The sequence below is a fragment of the Nocardia sp. NPDC058499 genome, from assembly GCF_042719915.1.
In the GTDB taxonomy this organism is placed as follows: Bacteria; Actinomycetota; Actinomycetes; order Mycobacteriales; family Mycobacteriaceae; genus Nocardia.
Map to the genome: position 1 here is coordinate 1 of NZ_JBHXMZ010000035.1, position 1,659 is coordinate 1,659.

Consider the following 1,659-nt stretch of genomic DNA (forward strand, 5'->3'; position numbering starts at 1 on the left):
CCTCCCCTGTTCGTGCAATTCCGGCACGTAGTGCCGGAATTGGCGAAAGGGTGCTCTGACCTGCGATAATCGATTTGCTTAAGACCAAAAATCGAGATCGTGGGAGCACCCTTTCGGTGAGCAAGTCTATGTCGTGGTATCCATCGGTGAAAATCGGTGGTGGCGGGTCGCCGGTCGTGTCGCAGGCCGGTGCGGGATTGCTGTTGCAGACCGCGGAAGCAACCGGTTTGACCGGGTTGTTGTCGGAGAAGTTGGTGCCGTGGCGCCGGCCGGGCGCGGTCCATGATCCGGGCAAGGTCGTGTGCGATCTGGCGGTGATGCTCGCGCTCGGCGGGGATTGCGTGTCGGATCTGGCGTTACTGCGGGCCGAACCCGGGCTCTTCGGTGCGGTGGCCTCGGATCCAACGGTGTCCCGGCTGATCACGATGTTGGCTGCAGATGAGCGGAAAGTGCTGGCGGGGATCGGATCTGCTCGCGCGCAGGCGCGAGCCCGGACGTGGAAACTGGCGGGAACCCGCGCTCCGGACCACGGGATCGATACTGCGGCGCCGGTGGTGATCGATCTCGATGCCACGCTGATCGACGCGCATTCGGAGAAACAGCAGGCGGCGCCGACGTTCAAACGCGGCTATGGTTTTCATCCGTTGTGGGCGTTCATCGACCACGGCGAGGCCGGGACCGGGGAGCCGGCCGCGGTCATGTTGCGGCCCGGGAACGCCGGGTCCAACACCGCCCACGACCACAAACAGGTCCTGGCCGACGCACTGGCACAGTTGCCGCACCTCACGCAGTGGCGGGCCGGACGCACGGTGTTGATCCGGGCCGATTCCGGCGGCGGCACCCACGAATTCCTCGACTACTGCCACCGCCGCAGGGTGCAGTATTCGATCGGTTTCGCCCTGTCCGCCGAGATCGCCGCCGCCTGCGACGATCTCGATCCCGCCGACTGGATACCGGCGGTCGACGCCGGCGGGAGAACCCGGCCCGGCGCCTGGGTCGCCGAGGTCGGCGGCCTGATCGATTTGTCGAGTTGGCCACCCGGGATGCGGCTGGTAGTGCGCAAGGAACGCCCGCACCCGGGTGCGCAGTTGCGATTCACCGACCACGACGGGCTCCGGTTGACCGCGTTCGTCACCAACACGACCGCCGGTTCGCTGCCGGAGTTGGAGTTGCGGCACCGCCGCCGGGCTCGCTGCGAGGACCGGATCCGCAGCGCGAAGGACACCGGTGGGCGTAATCTGCCGTTCCATTCCTTCGCCGCCAACCGCGTCTGGCTCGCGATCGTGGCACTCGCCCTGGACCTGACCGCCTGGATGCAATCCCTGGCACTGCACGATCACCCGGCACGCCGGTGGGAAGCGAAAACACTGCGGACACGCCTGTTCTCGATCCCGGCTCGCCTCGCCCGGCACGCTCGCCGGCTTCACCTGCGCCTACCCGACCACCACCGATGGACCGGACTCGCGCTCACCGCGTTCACCCGCCTCGCATCCCCCTGACCAGTGCCGAACCGTCCAGCGAAGGCAGAAAGGCACCCCTCCCGGGCACGTGGAACCCGGCAGAAAACCCGCTGTTCGGGCAGCTGACGCTGCCCGAACAGCGAAAACAACCACCCCAAACCCGCCCGGACCGATCAGCACAAATCACGAAAAATCGAGG

The 1,659-nt window shown here is 66.7% G+C and carries 1 protein-coding gene; it reads left to right on the forward strand.

Annotation, left to right across the window (positions count from 1 at the left end; genetic code table 11):
- Positions 1–116: 116 nt before the first annotated feature.
- Positions 117–1,499, forward strand: a complete 1,383-nt coding sequence (locus ACFWPH_RS34665; protein ID WP_378756547.1) for an IS1380 family transposase — start codon at positions 117–119, stop codon at positions 1,497–1,499.
- The last annotated feature ends 160 nt before the right edge of the window (positions 1,500–1,659 follow it).